Origin of the sequence: Bacillus nitratireducens, from assembly GCF_036320425.1 — a bacterium.
GTDB lineage: Bacteria > Bacillota > Bacilli > Bacillales > Bacillaceae_G > Bacillus_A > Bacillus_A nitratireducens.
The window spans coordinates 292545-313940 of record NZ_JAUMJO010000003.1 but is presented as its reverse complement, the minus strand read 5'-3'; the positions used below and the strand labels follow the sequence as shown (position 1 = coordinate 313940).

Sequence of the window (21396 nt, the reverse complement as noted above, 5' to 3'; positions counted from 1 at the left end):
TACTTTTTGCTACGAGGTAATAAACTATTCAATATAAAAAGCGAGAGGAAATCCTCTCGCTTTTTTATATTTTAGAATTCAGAAGAACCTGGAGTTCTTGGGAATGGAATTACGTCACGGATGTTAGCCATGCCAGTGATGTACATTAGGAAGCGCTCGAAACCTAGACCGAATCCAGCGTGTTTTGTACCGCCGTATTTTCTAAGTTCTAAGTACCACCAATAATCCTCTTCGTTCATGCCTAGTTCTTTAATTCTGTCTACTAAAACGTCCATTCTTTCTTCACGTTGACTTCCGCCGATTAATTCGCCGATGCCAGGAACTAGAAGGTCAGTAGCAGCTACTGTTTTACCATCTTCGTTCATACGCATGTAGAATGCCTTAATGTCTTTTGGATAGTCTGTTACGAATACAGGGCGTTTGAAGATTTCTTCTGATAAGTATCTTTCATGCTCTGTTTGTAAATCAATACCCCATTCTACCGGGTATTTGAAGTCAGCACCTGATTCTTGAAGTACTTTAATTGCTTCTGTATATGTGATACGACCGAAGTCAGAGTTAATCACGTTGTTCATGCGCTCTAGAACTGTTTTATCAACGAAGCTGTTGAAGAAGTCCATTTCTTCTGGTGCATGCTCTAGTACGTATTTCATTGCATATTTCAGCATATCTTCTGTAAGATCCATTACATCGCCTAACTCAGCGAATGCAATCTCAGGCTCAACCATCCAGAACTCAGCTGCGTGACGAGTTGTGTTTGAGTTTTCCGCACGGAATGTAGGTCCAAATGTATAAACATCACGGAATGCTAATGCATAAGCTTCAGCGTTCAGCTGTCCACTTACTGTTAAGTTTGTTTCTTTAGCGAAGAAGTCTTTTGATTCATCAACTTGTCCGTCTTCACCTTTTGGTACGTTGTTTAAATCTTGTGTTGTTACACGGAACATTTCGCCTGCACCTTCTGTATCACTACCAGTGATGATTGGTGTGTGAACATGTACGAATCCACGCTCTTGGAAGAACTGGTGAATCGCAAATGCTGCGATAGAACGTACACGGAACGTTGCAGAGAATGCATTTGTTCTTGGACGTAAGTGAGCGATTGTACGTAAGTATTCAAACGTATGACGCTTCTTTTGAAGTGGGTAATCAGAATCTGATAAGCCCTCGATATCAATTTTTTCTGCTTTAATTTCAAATGGTTGCTTCGCTCCAGGCGTTGCAATTACTTTACCTTCTACTTTAACTGAAGAGCTAAGTGGAAGCTTTGCAATTTCTTTGAAGTTCTCTAATTCTGTATCAAAAACGATTTGAACACTTTTGAAGAAGCTACCGTCGTTTAATTCGATGAAACCAAAAGCTTTTGAATCACGTAAGTTACGAATCCACCCTGATACTTGTACTGTTTGATCTGCATACTTTTCTGTATCTCTATACAGACTTTTTACTAATGTGTTTTCCATAGTGAAATTCTCCTTTGCTGATTATATTTAAATACAAAAAAACCTTTCATCCATAAAGGGACGAAAGGTTAAACTTCGCGGTACCACCCAATTTGTCATAAAGACCAACTTTAACTCGTATGTAATACATACTTCCCGGTTTGTAACAGGCCGGATTCCCGTCTAAGTCTACTCTTGAATACAAGCTTCAATTTCGGTTAGCAACTCCAAGGTGTTCTTCACATATACCGCCTCATCAGGCTCTCACCGTCCCTGACTCGCTTTGGATTATAGTATATACTACTTTTCCTTATCATCGTCTTTCATTTTGTTAAACTAAAATTAATGTACTACATTCGAGAGAAAGATGCAAGATGCCTTGATATACATAGGCGAAATTTCGAATATATAGTCGATTCAACAATCATCCCTGTAAAAATACCCTCTATTTAACAAATCTAATATTTTGGCCTCATCATCATAAAGTGATTTACAAAACCTGCCACTATTTTTCTATATCTTTCTTCTTCATGATCTCCAATCTCTAAAATCCCTGGTTCATTATCATTGACATAACTCTTTTTTGCTAATGCAGCTAGCGTTTTATCTGTAATAGAACTACTCATTATTCCCATCTCCCCATAAATCATATATATTAATTATATAGCTTTTTTTAGGAGGGAAAATAGTGACTAAAACAAAAAAGAGAAATATTATAATTTTAACTATTTTAATTCTACTAATAACATGTACCGCATATATAATCCATAATAGAAATACAACAAAAGAAAGAGCTGCTGAAGTTGCAATAAAACATATGAAAACAGAGGAAAATATTGATGTAACAGTTACTAAAGTTGAAATTCAACACATGATGCGTGAAGGTTTTATCGATATCAAAGGTCATACTAAAAATGATAAAAATAGAAAGTTTCATGTCACAATAAATAAAACTCAAAATTATTCAGTCATGGGTTGGGGATTAGATGACCTAAAATAAAAGAACACACAGTAATTAACTATGTGTTCTTTCAGAGTGTTGAGAAACCCTTTAGGACTTCCAACACTCTGAAAAGCCAATACCTTATAAGATATTAGCTTTCTTCAAAATTAAAGTGAATTATATTTTTTTACTTGTAAAGGAATAGATATAACATATAGATCTATAGCATAAGTAATAATTAAAATCCCTTTACCTTCATCAGCAAATTTTGCTTGCAGAAACTTTTCTGCGACTTTTCTTTTCCCCCATTTTTTCGGCAACCACTCCCACCCTATGAACATAATAATAATTGTCCCCCATTTAACTAATTTAATATTTTGGACCCATCATCATAAAGTGATTCGCGAAACTTTCCACTGCTTTTCTATACCTCTCTAAATCACCTTGTATTTTTCTAAATTCATCAATTCTATAGACTAGTTCTTTGTCTACTTCACTTAATCTTCTTTCAATTTCTTTTGCTGTATTCCCTTGCCAACTATGTTCTAATAATATCTTAATTGAACTTACGTTTTTTCTATGATTCTCTAAATCTAAAATACATGATTCTAAATCATTTTTTGCGCCTACTACATCGATAGCATGTCCAATAACATCATAATTTTTCACAAAAATCCCCCATCCCCACTTAACCTTGCTCATCCACATTTTTAAATTTATCGGCTTGTTGTTCAATAAAATCGGCTTCTGAACGAATACGCTCCATATATCCCCTTTGAAACCCATATACGCCATATGTAATTGTATTAATCAGATTCCCATCTACGCTAGCCGGCGATTGATGTAATATATTAATAATTTTGTTACTCGTTTGTACCAACTTTTGATTAATGTCATCAATTTCTCTTTTTAAATCCTTAGCAATTTGCTTAACCTCTTCCACTAATAAACGAATTGTTATTTCACCTGCACGAGGTGAACCCAAAATCCGTTCTCCAGTTTCTCCATCAAATATATTCTCCATATTAAAGTGGCCATATTTATCAAACATATAACGATCCATACTATGATATTTTGGTAGCGGACCACCAACGAACGATGCAATACCTCTTAATGCGTTATAAACAAAAAATGAAGGTTTCAAAAGAAAAGTAAACATACTACTTGTTTCTTGAACTATATCATTATTTTGTACACCTGTATCATTTGTATGATACACATGTCCTATCCTACCTCTTTTATCATTATCATTCCCTTTAAACCCTGTAAATACAGTATCATAGGGATCTCCCACACTTGTAATTTGGTTCTTATAATCACCACGTAAAGCTTTTTCTTTCTTATCCTTAGGTAACAGATCAATTACATTTGGTGCTTCATAACTTACAGCATTAATATCATTCATAACACCTGTATATTCTGATAAACCGCCACCCAAAGAATGGCCTGTTAAAGTTAATTTATAACCTTCAAATTCTTTTTCACCAGCTATTTGATTTTTAACTTTCTTCACTAAATCATCAGCATAAGTAAATTGATTTTCCGCAATTACTTGTTGTGCCCTTTCTTTTGCCAGAGCAAAATTTGCTTGATACGTTAAAGGAAGAGAAGACGTATCCAATTTATTCAATTGATCTAGGCTATCTTGGTTTTTTCTTAAACGATTACCAACAACGTCTAAAAGATCTGCATCATAAAAATCAGGGCCTTCTTGAGAACCTCTAAAAGCGATTACAATTTGTTTTGTTTCTTCATTTTTATAAACAGTAGCATCAAAACTATTTTTCTCATCGTGTAAAATTGCACCCTTAATATTTACAGGTCTCCAAACTTCTACATGGTTTCCAATCTTTACACGTTCATTAGAAGCATCACGATAACTACTATCTGCTAAATGAGCAAGAGTTTTATCTGTAACAGAACTAGTCATGACTTTCATCCCCTTATACATTATATCTATTAATTATATAACTTATTTCAGGAGGGAAAATAGTGACTAAAACAAAAAAGAGAAATATTATAATTTTAACTATTTTAATTCTACTAATAACATGTACCGCATATATAATCCATAATAGAAATACAACACATGATGCGTGAAGGTTTTATCGATATCGAAGGTCATACTAAAAATGATAAAAATAAAAAATTTCATGTCACAATAAATAAAACTCGAAACTATTCAGTCATGGCTTAGAGATTAGATGACCCAAAATAAAAAACACATAGTAATTAACTATGTGTTTTTTATTTTTAAATCCGGCATTTTTTAATTACTTACGTAACTCCGCACCAAATTTCTCTTCTACCGTTGTTAATACACGGTTATGTGCTTCTGTTACTTCTTCGTCTGTTAACGTACGTTCTGCATCGAAGTAGGTCATAGAGAATGCAAGTGATTTCTTGCCTTCTTCCATTTTTTCACCTTCGTATAAGTCAAATAGTGTTACGTCTTTCAGAAGTTCTCCGCCAGCTTCAGCAATGACTTGCTTCATTTCACCAGCTTTTGTTTCTGTTGTTACGACAACAGCCATGTCACGTGTCATAGATGGGAAACGTGGAATTGCTGAGTAGTAAGTTTCCTCTGCGTCTGCACCGAATACTTTTACAAGAGATAGTTCGAATACGAATGTATTTTTCACATCTATTTGTTTTTCGGTTTCTGGGTGCAATTGACCGATGAATCCGATTACTTCGCCATCTAATACGATGTCAGCTGTACGACCTGGGTGCATACCTTCACGTTTTGCTGGTGCATATGTGATTTGGTTGGCAACGCCTAGTACGTCGAATAATCCTTCTAGCACACCTTTCACAACGAAGAAGTCTACAACTTTCTTCTCACCTTGCCATGCATGGTGAAGAGCCAGACCTGTCATAACACCTGCAAGATGTTGTTCTTCTTTCGGAAGTTCTCCTGCTTCTGTTGGTAAGAAGACAGAACCTACTTCGTATAAAGCAACGCTATCGTTTTTACGTGCAACATTGTATGAAACTGCTTCTAACAATTGTGGCACTAAGCTTAAACGAAGTTGGCTACGCTCTTCGCTCATTGGAAGTGCAAGATTTACAGGAGCTTTTTCGTTTGGCTCAACCATATATTGTTTCGCTTTGTCAGCGCTTGTTAATGAATACGTGATTGCTTCATATAAACCAGCGCCTTCTAAGAAGCGGCGTACTTTACGACGTTTCGTTTGTGCCGATGTTAATTTACCACGTGTCATCGTTCCAGAAGGTAATGTAACTGGAATGTGGTCATAACCGTATAGACGACCCACTTCTTCTACTAAGTCTTCTGAAATTGTAATGTCAGGTCGACGTGCTGGTACATTTACATGGAATGTTCCTTCAACTTCTGTGAATGGGAATTTTAAGTTTGTGAACATTGTACCCATTTCACTTGCAGAAATATCTGTACCTAATACACGGTTTACTTTTTCAGCAGTAACAGATACTGTACGCTCTTGTACTTGTAAGTTATCAGCTTCTACTACACCTTCAAGTGCTTCACCGCCAGCGTATTTTGCCATTAAAGCAGCTGCATGTTGAATCGCTTCAAATGTGCGTGTTGGGTCGATCCCTTTTTCGAAACGTGCACTTGATTCACTACGAAGACCTAAATCTTTTGATGTACGGCGCACAGTTTGTCCTGCAAAGTATGCAGACTCGATTAGAACGTTTACTGTGTCATTTGTAACTTCAGAATCAGCTCCGCCCATTACACCAGCAACAGCTAAAGCTTTTGTGCCGTTTGTAATTACAAGGTGGTGGCTTTGTAATGTACGTTCTTGATCATCTAACGTTTCAATTTTTTCGCCTTCTTTTGCAAGACGAACAACGATTTCTTTTGAACCTAATTTATCGTAATCAAATGCATGTAACGGTTGACCGTATTCCATTAAAATGTAGTTTGTAATATCAACTACATTGCTAATTGGACGAATGCCAGCTGCCATAAGACGAGTTTGCATCCAGATTGGTGATGGACCAATCTTTACGTTTTTAACCATTTTTGCAATATATAATGGGTTTTCTTCTTTCGCTTCTACACTTACAGAAATGTAATCAGAAGTTTTTTCTGCTGTTTCTTGTAAGTCGATAGCTGGAAGTTTTACTTCACGGCCGTAAATAGCAGCTACTTCATATGCAACACCTAACATGTTTAAGCAATCTGCACGGTTTGGTGTTAAACCAAGCTCAAGTACTTCATCGTGTAAGTTTAAAATTTCAAGTGCATCTGCACCAACTTCAGCGTCACTTGGGAAGATGAAGATACCATCTGCATATTCTTTTGAAACTAACTTTCCATCAATACCAAGCTCTTGAAGCGCACAAACCATACCGTGAGAAGCTTCACCGCGTAGTTTTGCTTTTTTAATCTTGAAGTTACCAGGAAGTACAGCGCCAACTTTTGCAACTGGTACTTTTAAACCTTTTGCAATATTAGCAGCACCACAAATAATTTGTACTGGCTCTTCTTCACCGATATCAATTAAGCATTTGCTTAATTTATCAGCTTCTGGGTGTTTTTCACATTCTAATACGTGACCAACTACAACACCTTTTACACCTTTATTTAATACTTCAACACCCTCTACTTCAATACCACTTTTCGTGATTTTGTCTGCTAGTTCTTGTGCTGTTACATCTTTAATATCTACATACTCTTGTAACCAACGATATGATACGAACATATTTATCCTCTCCTTCCCTTACGCTCGTTTGAATTGTTGTAAGAAACGTACATCATTTGTATAGAAATGACGAATGTCATCTACGCCGTATTTCAACATTGCGATACGCTCTGCGCCCATACCGAATGCGAAACCTTGATATTCTTTTGAATCATAACCAGCCATTTCAAGTACGTTCGGATGAACCATACCTGCGCCTAAAATTTCGATCCAGCCAGTTCCTTTACAAGTGCCGCAACCTTTGCCGTGACACATCATACAAGAAATATCCATCTCTACAGATGGCTCTGTGAATGGGAAGAAACTTGGACGAAGACGGATTTCACGGTCTTCACCGAACATTTTTTTCACGAATACTTGCAGTGTACCTTTTAAATCACTCATACGAATGTTTTTATCAATTACAAGACCTTCAATTTGCATGAACTGGTGTGAATGCGTCGCATCATCGTCATCGCGGCGATACACTTTACCAGGACAAATAATTTTAATCGGGCCTTTTTCTTTATTATTTTCCATCGTACGTGCTTGCACAGAAGATGTATGTGTACGTAGTAACGTTTCTTCTGTAATGTAGAATGTATCTTGCATATCACGCGCTGGATGATCTTTCGGTAAGTTTAATGCTTCGAAGTTGTAGTAGTCTTTTTCTACTTCTGTTCCTTCAGCTACTTCATAACCCATACCGATAAATACATCTTCAATTTGTTCAACAACAGCTGTTAACGGATGGTGACAACCTGTCTCAACAGGACGACCTGGTAGTGTAACATCAATTGTTTCAGTAGCCAATTTCGCTTCAATCACTGCTTTTTCTAAGTTACCAATTTTGTCGTCTAGACGCGTTTGAATCGCTTCACGTACTTCATTTACTAATGCTCCCATACGTGGACGCTCTTCTGCTGATAATTTTCCCATGCCGCGTAATACTTCTGTAATTGGGCCTTTCTTCCCTAAATACGCTACGCGTACATCGTTTAAGCCTTTTAGCTCTTTCGCTTCTTCAATAAGCTCTAACGCTTTTTGCTTTAGCTCTTTTAAACGTGCTTCCATTTGGAACCCTCCTAATTTTAAAAATAAAAAAACCCCGCTCCCAAAAAGGGACGAGGTAAATTCGCGGTACCACCCTAAATTGACAGAACAAGTCTGCCCACTCATTAGTTATAACGATCAATTCTGACCGGAACGCCTTTACATATAAATGGTCCTGGCGTCAACTCCAGAGGTGAATTCACTTCCGTCTACCATAAGAATGCTTTCAGTCTATGGCACTCTCTCCCTATATGGCGATTTTGTAAGCTACTCTTCTCTATCAACGTTTTTCGTTATTTAACTTTTATTGTATGTTCATTACAAACATATACTTCAACTTATTATAAGAAGTTTTTTATTTGTTCGCAACCGGGCTTTGTAAATAATACGTTAAAATCCCTGCTGCAACTGCAACATTTAATGATTCTGCCCCGCCATAAATTGGAATATACAAGTTTTGATCCGTTTTCGCAAGAATTTCTTGGCGTACGCCGCTTCCTTCATTTCCTACAATTAATGCAAAACTTCCGGCCGGTGTTACTTCACCATACGGAACTCCATTTTCAAGAGCTGTTCCATATACAGGGACGTTATTTTCTTTTAACTTGTCTACCCATTCTTCTAAGTTCCCTTTTACAATTGGTAAGCGGAAAATAGAACCTTGTGTAGAGCGGAGTACTTTACTATTATAAACATCAACGCATCCTTCTCCAAGCACAACGGCATGAATACCAGCTGCATCAGCTGTACGAATGATCGTTCCTAAATTACCTGGGTCTTGAAGGCCGTCTAATAAAAGAAACTTCCCATCAGTAAGAGCTACTTCTTTCTCATGCTTTTCACAAACAGCAAATACACCTTGCGTTGTTTCTGTTTCACGAAGTATTTTTACAATTGCTTCAGGCACAATATACATTTCCACATCATTAACTGTCCAATCTTTCGGAAGATCTGTCTGATCAGAAACGATAAGTTCTGTTACAACTCCCGCCTTTAAAGCTTCCTCTACTAAATGGAATCCTTCTACAAAAAATAAACCTTTTTTATCGCGCTCTTTTTTCGTCTGCAGCTTTTTCCACTGCTTCACACGCGGATTTTGTACTGAATCAATGTTTTTCATAATATGTATTTCCCTCTCTTCTTGTCTTATCATTATAGCCTATTTTTCATACATATTTACATAAAAAAGAACAAAAACTAACGTCAGTTTCAATTCTGAAGAAGAGGTGAAAATCATGAGTTTTAATTTACGCGGCGCTGTATTAGCGAATGTAACTGGGAATTCACAAGACCAATTACAAGAAACGATTGTCGATGCAATTCAAAGCGGTGAAGAAAAAATGCTTCCAGGTCTTGGCGTTTTATTCGAAGTCATTTGGAAAAATGCTGATGAAAATGAAAAACACGAAATGTTAGAAACACTGGAGCAAGGATTAAAAAAATAAGCAATTTGAAAATCACCTTAGCATAAGCCGAGGTGATTTTTTTACGAAAATTTTTTTCTTCTCCTAAACATTTCTACTTTACTAACGCTGATTGATGGAGTACAATGTTCAAAATACATTTAAACCGATCGATTTTCTTCATATACACCATTAGATAAAAGGAGTGAATGTTTTATGCACCGTATTACGCTTGAACAAGTTTTTAAACATCACATTACACAAAAATATGTAAACCGTTCTGGAATGGTCCACGCGATTGCTGTCGCTTACCATGCGTTTCACCTAGCTAAAAAGCATCACGCCTCAGTCGATGCTGCGACAAAGGCTGGTTTCCTTCATGATATCGGACACCACACATGGTACAGCGAGGGAGAATGGGACTATGACTTGTATAAAAAGAATGATATACATGCAATTAAAGGAGCAGAAAGAGCTCATAAATTGCTTATTAGATTAGGAGAACATCCGAAACTAGCAAAAGAAATTTCTGTTGCAATTCTTCTGCACACCGATTCTTTCCTACTAGAACAAACGCTTGAAAGAACACCTCTACAAAACGTTATTAAGTGGGCGGATGAAGCCGATGAGGAACCGGGTGGCGCACATCATTATAGAACGATTTCTTATGAAAAAGCATTGAAAGCTATCCAACAATTAGACCGATTGGTAGAGCGTGAATTGCAAATAGAGCAATCGAAATCGAATAGCAAGGCAAAACATAGTTATCAATGAGAAAGAGGCATCACTACAGAGTGATACCTCTTTTATTATTTCCCCCTAAAAAACAAACGGAATATTTCAAATTCGAATCTTGTATGTAATATTTAAACGTAACATTCCAAATTCAAATCAACTATAATTTTATATATAAATATAAAGAGGTGATTTGAACATATGCAACCCGCTACACAAATTCCACACGAACAGAAAAACTCTATGTCATGGTTACAATTTCTTGGAGTTTTATTCATTCTCTTTCCGTGTCTCTCATTAATAAATATACTCTTTACATTTTTACCTATTGAGTTATATGGATATATTAACCCAGATACAAATAAACCTTTGCTTGAATCTATAAAAAATGTAAGTTATGAATTAGTTGCCCTACTTTTACTAATCGTATATATCATGAAATATAAACCACTGAAAGAACTAGTATTACCTACATTCGATTTTCGAGTTTTAAAATCTTTTCAGATGTACATCTATGTTCTCATTTATTATGTACTCACCCTGTTTGTAGATATGTTTGTACTAGATAAATTATTCCCTTCATCCGTACAAGAACAGTCTGATGCATTACAACTTTCAACACTAGAGCACTATCCACTTCTCTTACTTCTAGCTGGTGGGATTTTTGCACCTATTTTTGAAGAGCTTGTATGCAGAGGTATTCTTCTTCGTTTTTTCGAAGAGAAGTTTACCTTTTGGCCAGCTGTAATTCTCTCAAGTTTAATTTTCGGTATTGCTCATACGTACTCTGTGGGAGTTATGATTAGCGCATTTATGACGGGAATATTTGCTTGTTTATTGTACAAACAAACTAAATCTATTATTCCCGCTATACTATTACATATTTTGACTAATATAATCGCCTTTTCAACGTAAAAAAGAGGTATCATCCCGATACCTCTTTTACTCTTTTATAACAACTTCAAACGCTTCTCCCGTCACACTATCCCCTAGCTTTTCTAAGAGCCAATAACATATCATCCATACATTCCTATCAAATTATTCATATTTATTTACAATATCCAAAATAAACCTCATGTAGTAAAATATTACTTAATTAACATAAAGGCGTTTACCTATGTTAATTAAGTAATATTTGGATGCTTTTTATGCCACTTCTCATGTTGTGCGGAATTGCTGGTGGTATTTTTTTAGTGGTAACCGGAATTATTCATCGTAAATTCCTTGCTATTTTAATGGGGATTATTTGCTGCTCATTCGTTATAATGCCTTTTATTTGTTTGAACAAAGGTATAAACGGAGAGGATGTTCTTCATATTCCAGCGGTTCTATATTGGATGCTTTTCTCTCTAGCTGGTTTATTAGCAGGGATTAATGGGGCACGTTCAAAAATTAAAAGTATACGTAATATGGGATTCATTATTTTCTCGTTAGGACTGTTCGCAGCTATTTGTTATCAGCTCATGTCTATGCCTGATTCATATTTCATTCATTAAGGAGTTATTACACATGGAAGTTACCGGATTGTTAGTTTGGATTATCTTAGGCCCTATTTTGATGCTATGTGAAGTCATCGTGGGCATTTTTTTAATTGCTGCCGGAATTAAATACCGAAAATTACTTACCTTTATAGCGGGATTGATTAGCATATCGCTTATCGTTGTTCCTATCATTTGTATAGGCTATGGAATAGATTTAGAGCGGATGCTCCCAATTTCAGGAACTTTATATTGGAGCTTCTTCCCTTTAGCCGGACTATTAGCTATTATAAGCGGGAGACAATTCACACATATTCGTTCTATGGGGATAATTTTGTTTATAACGGGATTATGCTCTTTGACTGCTTATCATCTTTTATATTTAACTACATAAAAACATAAAAAAGCAGGGAAATTAATTCCCTGCTTTTCTATTTGGTTTATTGCCTGATGGTAAGAAGAACGATAACACCCAAGCAATACCGGCTAATATTGTTGCAATTAAGAAGGCATCGTTAATGCCATTAATCGCAGATAGCTTAGAAATTTGTCCGAATAATAGTTGCGTGCTCATCGCATCTCCTGCTTGAGCTGATCCGGCTAATGCCGCTAAGCTTTGGCCCATACCGTGTACTTTATCAACTAAAATCGGGTTTGACGTTGTTAACATATTGCCATAATCCGCTACGTGAGCAGTAGTTTGTTGCGTCATAAGCGTAATTAATATCGCCGTTCCAATTGAACCAGCTACTTGTCTTGACGTATTTTGCGTTGCTGTACCGTGAGAAATTAATTTCATCGGTAACGCGTTCATACCAGCTGTCATAATTGGCATCATAATGAATGACATACCAATTGAACGTATAATATAATCCGTCATAATAACGCTATACGGTGTATCCATTGATAACGTTGTAAATTTATATGTCGCAAATGTTGTAATGGCTAATCCGACAATTGCTAACGGACGAATACCATACTTATCAAATAGTTTACCTGCAACTGGTCCCATAATCCCCATAATTAATGATCCCGGAAGGAGTAGTAGACCAGATTCCATTGGCGTAAAGCCGCGAATATTTTGCAAATATACTGGAAGTAATAACATACCTCCGAATAATGCCATCGTTACGATTGCGTTAATTACTAATGTGAAAGTGAACGTTGGATATTTAAACACTTGTAAATCAAGCATTTTATTGTCCGTTGTTAACTCTCTCCAAATAAATACTGCTAAACCAATGACACCGATGATAAGTGTTATAACAACTTCTGCACTAGTCCAGCCATTATTTCCAGCTTCACTAAATCCGTACAATAAGCTTCCTAGTCCAATACTTGAACTAATAACACCAAATACATCTAACTTTGTTTTAGACACCGGCTGTGCTAGTGTGAAGAATTTTAAAGATAAGAACGTAATAATTAAACCAATCACAAACATACCGTAGAACATTAAGTTCCAGCTATAATTTTCAATCACCCAACCTGTAATAGTTGGTCCGATAGCTGGCGCTAAAATCATTGCTACCCCTAGTAATCCCATCGCTGCTCCGCGCTTATGAGGCGGGAATAATGTCATGAAGATATTCATACCAACCGGCATTAAAATACCTGCACCAACCGCTTGAATAATGCGGCCCGTCATCATCATTGTAAAGTTACCTGATGTAGCACAAATGATAGATCCTACCGTGAAAAATAACATTGCCGCTACGAATAATTTACGATACGTAAATCGCGAAACTAAAAAGGCACTAATCGGTACTAAAATTCCGTTTACAAGCATGAAACCTGTAATTAACCATTGGGCCGTTGAAGTTGATACGTTAAATTCGTTCATTAATGGAGGCAACGCAACATTAATGATTGTTTGGTTTAAAATAGAAACGAACATACCAAGAATTAATACAGCTACAACTGCCTTTACATTCACATTCTCTACCGGCAATTGTCTCTTCAGCATTTCTTTTTCTTGCTTTACTTGCTCTTGCTTCCCTGTTTCTAATTCCACTACGTTAGAAGCTTCTATTTCTTGTTTTTGTTCAAGTTCTGTTTCTGCTTTAGTTACCTCTATTTTACTTACGGCTGGGACTTGTTCTTCTCCCATATTCGTTTTTTTCTTTCGTAAAAGACGATTTACAAGGAAGAAGACGATTATACAAAATAGTGCATATCCTACAATTGCAATTGAGGACATCTCATCTCCCCCTTACTTATGAATACGAACTGACACATTCATTCCAGGAACAATATTTACTGATTTACTATGATCTAAAGAAATTTTAACTGGTACAACTTGCTTTACTTTCGTATAGTTCGCTGTTGCGTTACTTGATGGTAACATCGAGAATGTATTCGCTGTTGTTAATCCAACTTGTTCTACTTTTCCTGTTAACGTTGTATCTGGGTATGCATCTACATATACATCTACTGTTTGACCTTTTTGAACATCATCAATAGTTGTCTCTTCAATGTTTGCTGTTACCCATAAATTACTCATATCAAATGCGTATGCAATTGGGCTACCTGCTCCAACGAACGCGTTTGTTGTTGCGTTTGATTGTACAACCGTAGCATTTTGCGGAATTGTTACGTCTACTGTTTGTTCGCCATTTGCTCCTGCTACAGTGACAGCACCTAATTTATCGTTTTCATTGTAGTTTTTTCCTACTTCAGCTTTCCAGTCTGTTAACTTACCTGCTACTGGTGATGCAATCGGAATTACCTTTCCGTCAATTTTTGCATTGTCTGTTTTTAAATAATTTTCTGCTTGATTGTAGTAGTAATAACCGCCGATACCGCCGCCAACTAATACAATTAATGTGATAATGTTGATAATTACCATTCTTCGAAACTGATTCATTGCATTCCTCTCCTTATATCGCATATAATTTTTTTCTAAACTATTTACATCCTTATTGTTTATATTGCTTAATTGTTAATTATATTAACTTTTAAACAAAAAAATCACACCCTTTGCAGTACAAACCTTATTTCGTCTGTCTGCGAGCGGTGCTGATTTCTGAAGGACTATCGTTTATAATTATAAATAATTATGCCGAATCTACAACCAACAATTTAAACCTATATGTTGTTTAAACAACATTACACTATATATGTGTTGTTTAAGTTAAAAAAATTAAACGAGGTGAAGTAAAATGTCTATTAAAAATACAAATGATCCACGTGTAAAACGAACGAGACAACTCATACAGGATGCTTTTGTCGCTTTAGTAGGCGAAAAGGGCTTTGAAAATGTAACTGTGCAACATATCGCGGAACGCGCTCCTGTAAATCGCGCTACATTTTATAGCCATTACCATGATAAATATGATTTATTAGACAAAAGCATAGAAGAAATGCTAGAAAAATTAGCTGAAGTAATTAAACCACAAAATCGAAATAAAGAAGATTTTCAGCTCACTTTTGATTCACCGCATCCAACTTTTTTAGCTTTGTTTGAGCATATCGCAGAAAATACTAATTTCTATAACGTTATGCTCGGCGATAAGGCAGCTGGAAACTATTCTTATAAAATGATGAAAACAATCCAAACACATTTAACATTAAGCTTATCTATTTCCCAGCCAGATGATGAAGACCTTATGGTCCCTCGTGATATTCTTATTAGTTATGTTACAGGCGCTCATATCGGAATGATTATGTCATGGTTAAAAAGAGGCATGATTTATACCCCACATTTCATGGCAATGCAATTAACTCGCTTAATTATTTTAGGAGCCCATACTGCAGCAGGATTAGAAAGACCGTTTTAAAAATGAAAAAAGCGAAGGAGGTTATCCTTCGCTTTTTTCTATTAATTAAATGTAATGTTATGTACAGCCTCTTTATCAAGACGTTTAATAACTTCTACAATTAACTTTACTGCATTTTCATAGTCATCACGGTGTAACATTGCCGCATGAGAATGAATGTAGCGTGTCGCAATCGTAATTGCCATAGACGGAATACCGTTTACAGAAATGTGAATTGCTCCTGCATCTGTTCCCCCGCCGGCTACAGAATCATACTGATATGGAATTTGTAATTCATCAGCAACATCAACTACAAAGTCACGTAAACCTGTATGACCAATAACAGAAGCATCATATAAAATGATCTGCGGTCCATCGCCCATTTTACTTTGCGCTTCTTTTGACGTTACACCCGGTGTATCTCCAGCGATACCAACATCTACTGCGAACGCGATATCTGGTTTGATATAATTCGCAGATGTTTTCGCACCACGAAGACCAACTTCTTCTTGTACAGTCCCAACGCCGTATACAACGTTTGGATGTTTTTCATCTTTTAATTGTTTTAATACGTCAATTGCAATTGCACAACCAATTCGGTTATCCCATGCTTTTGCAAGTAACATCTTTTCATTCTTCATTACTTGGAATTCAAAGTAAGGTACAACCTGATCTCCTGGTCTTACGCCCCACTCCATTGCCTCTTCTTGGCTAGAAGCACCAATATCGATGAACATGTCTTTAATGTCAACTGGCTTTTTACGAGCTTCTGGAGGTAAAATATGCGGTGGTTTCGAACCAATCACACCTGTTATATCTCCTTTACGCGTTACAATTGTTACGCGCTGTGCCAGCATAACTTGCGACCACCAGCCACCAACCGTTTGGAAACGAAGGAAGCCTTTGTCATCAATTTGCGTAAGCATAAAGCCAACTTCATCTAAATGACCTGCAACCATAATTTTCGGGCCGTTTTCTTCCCCAACTTTTTTCGCAACTAAACTTCCTAAATTATCAGTAGAAAGTTCATCTGCAAACGGCTCAATATATTTCTTCATTACTTCACGTGGTTCGCGCTCATTACCCGCAATACCTCGTGCGTCTGTTAATTCTTTTAGCATTGTCAATGTCGCGTCTAATTTTGTCATTGCCAACACCCTCCTTTTTCTTCAGTCACTTTATTATACAAAAGGAAATTGAAATATTCAAAAATTAACTTAGTATCCTTGTGTTTGACGCTGATGATTTACTTCATTTTTGTCTAAATACGCCTTTTCAATCTCTTCTTGTTCAAATTCAAGCGCTTGTCCAAGGCGAAGATAACTTGTAAATAGTTCAATATAGTTCGTAATAGAAGGTTGATCTGTAAATCGAATCACTTTTGCATATGTGTCTAAGAAAATTTCTACTTGTGTTTTATTCGTTTGCGCACATTTATAGAATAAGAAGTTTTTATCAATTCCTAAATCGATTCCGATTGACAAGATAAAATGCAAACCATCTACGTACTCTTCTAATATTACTTCACGCTCTGATGCTGGTTTATTGCTCCAATATTTAAAACAACGTGTTTCATTTGCAAGTTCTCCAATTTCTACAAGAAGAGCTAACATTTTTTCTTTTAACAATTTTTTCGGTTGTAAGTCATGTTCTTTCACAATACGGTCATCTAATTCTTTTTGTAGTTTAAATAGTTGTAGTAAGTCCATTCTATTGTCCTCCTCCAACATCGCATTTTACGCAACAATGTTGTTTCATCTCAAAGTTCATTATTATTTTTCAGTTCTTATTAACAAGTCAGCTACCTAACTCTTTATAAAATAGCTTGTCCTTAATTTGCAAATACGTTTCAATCATCGCTATTCGATTGTTCACCTCATTGGTGATGGCTAATATTTAGCCGAGGATAACACCACACTGGTTAAAGTTTTACTTTATCTGATGAAAGTTCCATATCATCTTTCCATTATAGCAGTGTCGTTTCTGCTAGGAAAGATACTCTTCTTTCCAAAGGAGCATAAATAAAAAAAAGCCAGGAGGATTCTCCCGACATTATACACATATTCTTCTATATCACTATAGTTTTCGCATTGATTTTGTCATATCGATAACGATAATAAGTAAATGATTTTGCAAATCATTTACTATTTGCCATGAATGTAAATAAAAAAACCTTAGAAGAAAAATCTTCTAAGGTTTCAACTAATTAATTAGTTAATGTTGTTTTTTGCAACTGTTGCTAATTCAGCGAAAGCTTTTTCGTCATGAACAGCTAAGTCAGCAAGCATCTTGCGGTTAACTTCGATGCCAGCATTTTTAAGACCGTGCATTAAGCGGCTGTAAGAAAGACCATTCATACGAGCTGCTGCGTTGATACGTGTAATCCATAATTTACGGAAGTCACGTTTCTTTTGACGGCGGTCACGGAATGCATACATTAGAGATTTCATAACCTGTTGGTTAGCAACCTTGAATAATGTATTTTTAGAACCGTAATAACCTTTTGCTAATTTTATTACTTTTTTACGACGTTGACGAGTAACTGTACCACCTTTTACTCTTGGCATAATATTACCTCCTAATTGTTCTATATATCAGCCGAACTTATTTTAAGTTGTCAAGCATTTGACGAATGCGTTTGAAGTCACCAGCGCTTACTACACCAGCTTTACGTAGTTTACGTTTAGCTTTTGTAGATTTGTTAGCGAATAAATGGCTTGTGTAAGCGTGAGAACGTTTCAGTTTACCTGATCCAGTCTTTTTGAAACGCTTTGCAGCGCCGCGATGAGTTTTTTGTTTAGGCATAGGTATTTCCTCCTCTATCTATTACTTATCGTTTTTCGGTGCTAAAACTAAGAACATACTACGTCCTTCCATTTTAGGCTTAGATTCGATTGTACTAACTTCAGCACAAGCTTCTGAGAAGCGATCTAAAACACGTTGACCGATTTCTTTATGAGTAATGGCACGTCCTTTAAAGCGAATTGACGCTTTAACCTTGTCGCCTTTCTCTAAAAACTTGATAGCATTACGAAGTTTTGTGTTAAAGTCGTGTTCATCAATTGTTGGACTTAAACGAACTTCTTTCATGCTGATTACTTTTTGATTTTTGCGCTGTTCTTTTTCTTTCTTCTGTTGCTCAAAGCGGAATTTACCGTAGTCCATAATGCGGCATACTGGCGGTTTCGCATTTGGAGCAACTAATACTAAATCAAGATTAAGATTTGCAGCTAAGTCTAAAGCGTCATTACGAGACTTGATTCCAAGTTGATCGCCATTTGCACCAACTAAACGTACTTCACGTGCACGAATTTGCTCGTTAATCATCATATCCTTGCTAATAGTAAGCCACCTCCAAGGTTTTCTCAGAATACGTTTTGTAATTGTAGAACCCGAACAAAAAAAGCGCGGGCATACGGCACCCACACTTGTAAGATCTTAAGTAAGAAATACATTTACCTGCTAACTGCGAATGCGTCCATCAGGTGAGAAGCGGGTGCTTCTACTTGTTCCAAAACCATATTCTATTATCCTTGATGAGTTTATCATAGGACATGACGTCTGTCAAGAAGACGCGATGTGTTTTACTAACAACAAGAAATATTGTAACAAACAACTAACATACTTGCAATACTTTTTTATGATAAGTATTGTTTGGTTATTTTTTCTAAATTTAATTATTTATAATACATAAGAAAGCCGCGGTATACCGCGGCTCTTTCTTATCGTTTTCCTTCTACTTTAATCATGTCAACAAAAGCATCTAATGCAATTGTTTCTGATTTTTGTTCACCATATTTACGTACGTTTACGCCGTTTTCAGCCACTTCATTGTCACCTACTACAAGCATGTACGGGATTTTTTGCATTTGTGCTTCACGGATTTTGTAACCAATTTTCTCTTCACGAGTGTCTAATTCAACACGGATACCAGCACGTCGTAATTCATCTTGTACTTTCTTCGCATAGTCTAAATGCACTTGCGGAGAAACAGGAATTACTTGCGCCTGAACTGGAGCTAACCAAGTTGGGAATGCACCTTTGTATTCTTCAATTAAGAAGGCAACGAAACGTTCCATAGTTGATACAACACCACGGTGAATTACAACTGGACGATGTTGTTTACCATCTTCACCAACGTAAGATAGTTCAAAGCGTTCTGGAAGTAAGAAGTCTAATTGTACAGTTGAAAGTGTTTCGTCTTTTCCAAGAGCAGTACGAACTTGAACATCAAGTTTTGGACCGTAGAATGCCGCTTCACCTTCAGCTTCGTAGTAATCAAGACCCATTTCATCCATAGCTTCTTTTAACATACCTTGTGCTTTTTCCCACATCTCATCATCAGCATAGTACTTTTTAGTATCAGCTGGGTCACGATAAGATAGACGGAATGAATAGTTCTCTAAACCGAAATCTTTGTATACTTCTAGAGTTAAGTTTACAACACGCTTTAACTCTTCTTTAATTTGATCTGGACGAACGAAAATGTGCGCATCATTTAAAGTCATTCCGCGTACACGTTGTAATCCAGATAACGCACCTGACATTTCATAACGGTGCATTGTTCCAAGTTCCGCAATACGGATTGGTAATTCACGGTAGCTGTGAATATCATTTTTATAAACCATCATATGGTGAGGGCAGTTCATTGGACGAAGAACTAATTCTTCATTATCCATTTCCATTGATGGGAACATACCATCACGGTAGTGGTTCCAGTGACCAGAAGTTTCATAAAGCTCTCTACTTCCTAGTACTGGAGTGTATACGTGATCATAGCCTAAGCTTGCTTCTTTATCAACGATATAACGCTCGATAATACGGCGGATTGTAGCACCTTTTGGTAACCAAAGTGGTAAACCTTGTCCTACTTTTTGGCTATTAGTAAATAGTTTTAATTCTTTACCTAATTTACGGTGATCGCGCTCTTTTGCTTCTTCAAGCATACGTAAGTGCTCATCTAATTCTGCTTTCTTAACGAATGCAGTACCGTAAATACGTTGCAACATTTTATTATTGCTATCGCCGCGCCAGTAAGCACCAGCAACGCTTAATAATTTAAATACTTTAATCTTCCCTGTAGATGGAAGGTGAACACCACGGCAAAGGTCGAAGAATTCGCCTTGCTCATAGATTGTAATAACTGCATCTTCTGGAAGATCGTTAATTAAATCTAATTTTAACTCATCGCCGATTTCTTCAAAGCGACGAAGTGCTTCTGCACGTGGTACTTCATGACGAACGATTTCTAAGTTCTCGTTCACAATTTTTTGCATTTCTTTTTCGATTTTCTTGAAGTCTTCAACCGTAATTGCTTCTTCCATATCAATATCGTAGTAGAAGCCATTTTCGATTACTGGACCAATGCCAAGCTCAAGCTTAACATCTTTATATAAACGTTTTAACGCTTGTGCTAAAAGGTGGGCTGTTGAATGGCGTAAAATGTATAAGCCATCTTCAGAATCTAATGTAATAATAGAAACTGCACCATCTTCTTCGATTGGTGTAACAAGATCGATCATCTCATCGTTTAATTTTCCAGCCACAGCTTTTTTCTTTAAGCCTGGGCTAATAGAAGCTGCGATTTCTTCAGTTGTTACGCCTTTTGGAAACTCCTTCACAGCTCCATCAGGGAAAGTAATTTTAACTACATCTGCCATCACTGGTCACTCCTCTTTTTTTTCAAAATAAAAAACACTCATCCCGTAAAAAGGGACGAGTGTTGAATTCGTGGTTCCACCCTTGTTCCAATTAACCTTATTGTTAATTGCTCAAGTTCAACATAACGGTGTTGTCCGTTAGCAATTACTAGAAAAACGTTCACTGCTAAAGTTTAGAGGTGGTAAGTAATAATCCCGTACTAGGAAGCTCACACCCTAAGGCTTCCCTCTCTGAAAATCGTAGATAACTA

The 21396-nt window shown here is 36.5% G+C and carries 23 protein-coding genes and 4 other annotated features (1 of these 27 cut by a window edge); of the genes, 7 read left to right on the top strand and 16 right to left on the bottom strand.

Annotated features, from left to right (window positions below):
• Window positions 1–71: 71 nt before the first annotated feature.
• The gene (gene asnS, locus Q3V31_RS13540; RefSeq protein WP_000432179.1) at window positions 72–1463 is read right to left on the bottom strand and encodes an asparagine--tRNA ligase; all 1392 of its coding nucleotides are present in this window, start codon (window positions 1461–1463) and stop codon (window positions 72–74) included.
• A gap of 53 nt (window positions 1464–1516) precedes the next feature.
• Window positions 1517–1768, bottom strand: a binding site (T-box leader).
• A 132-nt stretch (window positions 1769–1900) separates the two neighbouring features.
• Entirely contained in the window at window positions 1901–2068 is a 168-nt protein-coding gene (locus tag Q3V31_RS13535; RefSeq protein WP_000099003.1) for a hypothetical protein, read from the bottom strand.
• A gap of 62 nt (window positions 2069–2130) precedes the next feature.
• Here Q3V31_RS13535 and Q3V31_RS13530 point away from each other — a divergent pair, with 62 nt between their 5' ends.
• Window positions 2131–2442: a hypothetical protein gene (locus Q3V31_RS13530; RefSeq protein ID WP_000167951.1), complete on the top strand. Its 312-nt coding sequence runs from the start codon at window positions 2131–2133 to the stop codon at window positions 2440–2442.
• A gap of 110 nt (window positions 2443–2552) precedes the next feature.
• Here the strand turns inward: Q3V31_RS13530 and Q3V31_RS13525 are convergent, their stop codons facing one another.
• From Q3V31_RS13525 to Q3V31_RS13495, 6 genes are all read right to left on the bottom strand, one after another.
• Window positions 2553–2705 carry a hypothetical protein gene (locus Q3V31_RS13525; RefSeq protein WP_165444499.1) on the bottom strand — a complete coding sequence of 51 codons (153 nt, stop codon included), beginning with the start codon at window positions 2703–2705 and terminating at the stop codon, window positions 2553–2555.
• A gap of 49 nt (window positions 2706–2754) precedes the next feature.
• Entirely contained in the window at window positions 2755–3054 is a 300-nt protein-coding gene (locus tag Q3V31_RS13520; RefSeq protein ID WP_000800687.1) for a hypothetical protein, read from the bottom strand.
• 19 nt (window positions 3055–3073) lie between these two features.
• On the bottom strand, window positions 3074–4315 hold the full coding sequence (locus tag Q3V31_RS13515; protein ID WP_329765419.1) for a hypothetical protein: 1242 nt from the start codon (window positions 4313–4315) through the stop codon (window positions 3074–3076).
• Between the two features lie 343 nt (window positions 4316–4658).
• Window positions 4659–7079, bottom strand: a complete 2421-nt coding sequence (pheT, locus tag Q3V31_RS13505) for a phenylalanine--tRNA ligase subunit beta (RefSeq protein WP_000498171.1) — start codon at window positions 7077–7079, stop codon at window positions 4659–4661.
• A gap of 18 nt (window positions 7080–7097) precedes the next feature.
• Window positions 7098–8132 carry a phenylalanine--tRNA ligase subunit alpha gene (pheS, locus tag Q3V31_RS13500; protein WP_000388217.1) on the bottom strand — a complete coding sequence of 345 codons (1035 nt, stop codon included), beginning with the start codon at window positions 8130–8132 and terminating at the stop codon, window positions 7098–7100.
• A gap of 43 nt (window positions 8133–8175) precedes the next feature.
• Window positions 8176–8404: a binding site (T-box leader), on the bottom strand.
• A gap of 62 nt (window positions 8405–8466) precedes the next feature.
• The gene (locus Q3V31_RS13495) at window positions 8467–9264 is read right to left on the bottom strand and encodes a TrmH family RNA methyltransferase (protein ID WP_002077446.1); all 798 of its coding nucleotides are present in this window, start codon (window positions 9262–9264) and stop codon (window positions 8467–8469) included.
• A gap of 82 nt (window positions 9265–9346) precedes the next feature.
• Here Q3V31_RS13495 and sspI point away from each other — a divergent pair, with 82 nt between their 5' ends.
• From sspI to Q3V31_RS13470, 5 genes are all read left to right on the top strand, one after another.
• Window positions 9347–9556, top strand: coding sequence for a small acid-soluble spore protein SspI (gene sspI / locus Q3V31_RS13490; RefSeq protein ID WP_000009515.1), 210 nt, complete (start codon window positions 9347–9349; stop codon window positions 9554–9556).
• Between the two features lie 174 nt (window positions 9557–9730).
• A complete protein-coding gene (locus Q3V31_RS13485; RefSeq protein ID WP_000554802.1) occupies window positions 9731–10288 on the top strand; it encodes an HD domain-containing protein in 558 nt (185 codons plus the stop codon).
• A 162-nt stretch (window positions 10289–10450) separates the two neighbouring features.
• Window positions 10451–11164, top strand: coding sequence for a CPBP family intramembrane glutamic endopeptidase (locus Q3V31_RS13480; RefSeq protein WP_001182102.1), 714 nt, complete (start codon window positions 10451–10453; stop codon window positions 11162–11164).
• Window positions 11165–11397: 233 nt separating this feature from the next.
• A complete protein-coding gene (locus tag Q3V31_RS13475) occupies window positions 11398–11745 on the top strand; it encodes a hypothetical protein (protein ID WP_016130315.1) in 348 nt (115 codons plus the stop codon).
• Between the two features lie 13 nt (window positions 11746–11758).
• Window positions 11759–12121, top strand: coding sequence for a hypothetical protein (locus tag Q3V31_RS13470; RefSeq protein WP_000454109.1), 363 nt, complete (start codon window positions 11759–11761; stop codon window positions 12119–12121).
• 21 nt (window positions 12122–12142) lie between these two features.
• Here the strand turns inward: Q3V31_RS13470 and Q3V31_RS13465 are convergent, their stop codons facing one another.
• Both Q3V31_RS13465 and Q3V31_RS13460 read right to left on the bottom strand, forming a co-directional pair.
• Window positions 12143–13927, bottom strand: coding sequence for a DHA2 family efflux MFS transporter permease subunit (locus tag Q3V31_RS13465; protein WP_000094775.1), 1785 nt, complete (start codon window positions 13925–13927; stop codon window positions 12143–12145).
• A gap of 12 nt (window positions 13928–13939) precedes the next feature.
• A complete protein-coding gene (locus Q3V31_RS13460; protein WP_001071405.1) occupies window positions 13940–14593 on the bottom strand; it encodes an HlyD family secretion protein in 654 nt (217 codons plus the stop codon).
• A 295-nt stretch (window positions 14594–14888) separates the two neighbouring features.
• On the opposite strand from Q3V31_RS13460, the gene Q3V31_RS13455 reads away from it, so the two are divergent.
• Complete coding sequence (locus Q3V31_RS13455) at window positions 14889–15506, top strand: TetR/AcrR family transcriptional regulator (protein WP_000023662.1); 618 nt, start codon at window positions 14889–14891, stop codon at window positions 15504–15506.
• A 41-nt stretch (window positions 15507–15547) separates the two neighbouring features.
• Here the strand turns inward: Q3V31_RS13455 and Q3V31_RS13450 are convergent, their stop codons facing one another.
• From Q3V31_RS13450 to thrS, 6 genes are all read right to left on the bottom strand, one after another.
• Entirely contained in the window at window positions 15548–16633 is a 1086-nt protein-coding gene (locus Q3V31_RS13450) for a M42 family metallopeptidase (protein WP_000163562.1), read from the bottom strand.
• Between the two features lie 69 nt (window positions 16634–16702).
• On the bottom strand, window positions 16703–17194 hold the full coding sequence (locus Q3V31_RS13445; protein ID WP_000365057.1) for a dUTP diphosphatase: 492 nt from the start codon (window positions 17192–17194) through the stop codon (window positions 16703–16705).
• A 501-nt stretch (window positions 17195–17695) separates the two neighbouring features.
• Window positions 17696–18052 carry a 50S ribosomal protein L20 gene (gene rplT, locus Q3V31_RS13440; protein WP_001138362.1) on the bottom strand — a complete coding sequence of 119 codons (357 nt, stop codon included), beginning with the start codon at window positions 18050–18052 and terminating at the stop codon, window positions 17696–17698.
• Between the two features lie 37 nt (window positions 18053–18089).
• A complete protein-coding gene (gene rpmI / locus Q3V31_RS13435; protein WP_001125945.1) occupies window positions 18090–18290 on the bottom strand; it encodes a 50S ribosomal protein L35 in 201 nt (66 codons plus the stop codon).
• A 21-nt stretch (window positions 18291–18311) separates the two neighbouring features.
• On the bottom strand, window positions 18312–18815 hold the full coding sequence (infC, locus tag Q3V31_RS13430; RefSeq protein WP_000973214.1) for a translation initiation factor IF-3: 504 nt from the start codon (window positions 18813–18815) through the stop codon (window positions 18312–18314).
• Window positions 18816–18878: 63 nt separating this feature from the next.
• Window positions 18879–18999: a sequence feature (ribosomal protein L20 leader region), on the bottom strand.
• 208 nt (window positions 19000–19207) lie between these two features.
• Complete coding sequence (thrS, locus tag Q3V31_RS13425) at window positions 19208–21145, bottom strand: threonine--tRNA ligase (protein WP_000786078.1); 1938 nt, start codon at window positions 21143–21145, stop codon at window positions 19208–19210.
• 48 nt (window positions 21146–21193) lie between these two features.
• Window positions 21194–21396 (bottom strand) — a binding site (T-box leader) (it continues 25 nt past the right edge of the window).

What these genes read in the sequence shown, in the direction of transcription:
- asnS (WP_000432179.1), bottom strand. Translation starts at nt 1,463, where the DNA reads ATGGAAAACACATTAGTAAAAAGTCTGTATAGAGATACAGAAAAGTAT.
- Q3V31_RS13535 (WP_000099003.1), bottom strand. Translation starts at nt 2,068, where the DNA reads ATGAGTAGTTCTATTACAGATAAAACGCTAGCTGCATTAGCAAAAAAG.
- Q3V31_RS13515 (WP_329765419.1), bottom strand. Translation starts at nt 4,315, where the DNA reads ATGACTAGTTCTGTTACAGATAAAACTCTTGCTCATTTAGCAGATAGT.
- pheT (WP_000498171.1), bottom strand. Translation starts at nt 7,079, where the DNA reads ATGTTCGTATCATATCGTTGGTTACAAGAGTATGTAGATATTAAAGAT.
- pheS (WP_000388217.1), bottom strand. Translation starts at nt 8,132, where the DNA reads ATGGAAGCACGTTTAAAAGAGCTAAAGCAAAAAGCGTTAGAGCTTATT.
- Q3V31_RS13495 (WP_002077446.1), bottom strand. Translation starts at nt 9,264, where the DNA reads ATGATAAGACAAGAAGAGAGGGAAATACATATTATGAAAAACATTGAT.
- sspI (WP_000009515.1), top strand. Translation starts at nt 9,347, where the DNA reads ATGAGTTTTAATTTACGCGGCGCTGTATTAGCGAATGTAACTGGGAAT.
- Q3V31_RS13485 (WP_000554802.1), top strand. Translation starts at nt 9,731, where the DNA reads ATGCACCGTATTACGCTTGAACAAGTTTTTAAACATCACATTACACAA.
- Q3V31_RS13480 (WP_001182102.1), top strand. Translation starts at nt 10,451, where the DNA reads ATGCAACCCGCTACACAAATTCCACACGAACAGAAAAACTCTATGTCA.
- Q3V31_RS13475 (WP_016130315.1), top strand. Translation starts at nt 11,398, where the DNA reads ATGCCACTTCTCATGTTGTGCGGAATTGCTGGTGGTATTTTTTTAGTG.
- Q3V31_RS13470 (WP_000454109.1), top strand. Translation starts at nt 11,759, where the DNA reads ATGGAAGTTACCGGATTGTTAGTTTGGATTATCTTAGGCCCTATTTTG.
- Q3V31_RS13465 (WP_000094775.1), bottom strand. Translation starts at nt 13,927, where the DNA reads ATGTCCTCAATTGCAATTGTAGGATATGCACTATTTTGTATAATCGTC.
- Q3V31_RS13460 (WP_001071405.1), bottom strand. Translation starts at nt 14,593, where the DNA reads ATGAATCAGTTTCGAAGAATGGTAATTATCAACATTATCACATTAATT.
- Q3V31_RS13455 (WP_000023662.1), top strand. Translation starts at nt 14,889, where the DNA reads ATGTCTATTAAAAATACAAATGATCCACGTGTAAAACGAACGAGACAA.
- Q3V31_RS13450 (WP_000163562.1), bottom strand. Translation starts at nt 16,633, where the DNA reads ATGACAAAATTAGACGCGACATTGACAATGCTAAAAGAATTAACAGAC.
- Q3V31_RS13445 (WP_000365057.1), bottom strand. Translation starts at nt 17,194, where the DNA reads ATGGACTTACTACAACTATTTAAACTACAAAAAGAATTAGATGACCGT.
- rplT (WP_001138362.1), bottom strand. Translation starts at nt 18,052, where the DNA reads ATGCCAAGAGTAAAAGGTGGTACAGTTACTCGTCAACGTCGTAAAAAA.
- rpmI (WP_001125945.1), bottom strand. Translation starts at nt 18,290, where the DNA reads ATGCCTAAACAAAAAACTCATCGCGGCGCTGCAAAGCGTTTCAAAAAG.
- infC (WP_000973214.1), bottom strand. Translation starts at nt 18,815, where the DNA reads ATGATGATTAACGAGCAAATTCGTGCACGTGAAGTACGTTTAGTTGGT.
- thrS (WP_000786078.1), bottom strand. Translation starts at nt 21,145, where the DNA reads ATGGCAGATGTAGTTAAAATTACTTTCCCTGATGGAGCTGTGAAGGAG.